The organism is Candidatus Magnetominusculus xianensis (assembly GCA_001541255.1).
In the GTDB taxonomy this organism is placed as follows: Bacteria; Nitrospirota; Thermodesulfovibrionia; order Thermodesulfovibrionales; family Magnetobacteriaceae; genus Magnetominusculus; species Magnetominusculus xianensis.
Genome location: LNQR01000095.1, coordinates 1 through 1,224 on the forward strand (window position 1 = coordinate 1; position 1,224 = coordinate 1,224).

Sequence of the window (1,224 nt, forward strand, 5' to 3'; positions counted from 1 at the left end):
CGCCTTGCTTTTCCTCGCCGCGCATATCGCGCATAGTGGCGAGAAACGATTCGATCCTAGCGGGATATCAGAAATCGCCGTAAACCAGTTGGAGTTGTTCGTCAGATCTGGAGCGGAGACCGCTTCTATTTCTGGCGAATTTTCATTGAATGAACACTCCATGACTCTCTCCGTGGTCCTGTCAAAGAATGGTACCATCAAAATTGATGGAGACACTGGAAAAATCAAAGAGATCCTGAGCCATCACAGGAGATGGCCTGCAGAATACATGGCGGAACGCTTTTTCATGTTGCAGGCTGGTTACAACATGGAACCAGTCATCATGCAGCCTTTCCTGTATTTTCACAGCTACAGAAAGGTTCAAGAGGGCAACCCGGAACTGGGCATGATGGTAGAACCGGACAGGATGCACAGACGCATGATGATTGGACCTTATGGAAAGTCGCGTGTTGCGCCAGGCGATGCCCGGTCTGTCAGTGCCTTTAAGTTACAGATTTTGCACGCCATGATGGGCAGAGCCAACCTGTTCGAACTGATTGATGGAAAAAATGCTGATGGCCCCCTTGAGCAGCTGGATGGATTGATCCAGAAATACGCAGGGGGGAAACTTTCCAAGTTGCGCCCGTCTTCGGATAATACGGTTGATTTGCGAATCACTCCCGTGGATGGTGGAGAGTCGTTTTCCTTTGACGGGCTCAGTTCTGGTCAGAAGGAGATCATATCCACAATTTTTCTGATTTGGCATTATACAAGGAATCAACCCTGCATTGTTTTGATCGATGAGCCGGAACTCCATCTGAACGCCGAATGGCATCGCGATTTTGTGCAACAGGTGTTCAAGCTGGCACCGAACAATCAATATATTGTCGCGACGCACAGTGAGGACATTTTCAGATCCGTCAACGAGGATCGACGTCTGTTTCTGGGATTGAGTACTGACAGGCCACCCATCGGAGATGTGACGGGGAATATACGGTGATTTCCGTTCAGGTTGGAGGGTCGCCGGATCTGGCGCGGCAGGGTCGTGCCCGCCACAGATTGTTCGTCGAGGGCGGCGATGGCGATATCGTTGACAGTGAATTTCTCAAGATATTTCTTCATTCCGTGATCGATATTTATGCCATGGGACCCTCATTTCATCTAAAAAGCGTTGCCACCGCTCTGTACCCCTACCATCCTGATTACTATTTTTTGATTGATCGCGACCATCATGACGATCAGACG

Annotated in this window: 2 protein-coding genes; both read left to right on the forward strand. The window is 49.5% G+C overall.

Annotated features, from left to right (window positions below; translation table 11 throughout):
* Positions 1-979: AAA family ATPase (locus ASN18_RS12920; protein WP_157072987.1), on the forward strand; the 979-nt coding region annotated here is incomplete at its 5' end.
* A partial coding sequence (locus tag ASN18_RS17595; protein ID WP_236861736.1) for a hypothetical protein occupies positions 976-1,224 on the forward strand: 249 nt, incomplete at its 3' end. The genes ASN18_RS12920 and ASN18_RS17595, both read left to right, overlap by 4 nt.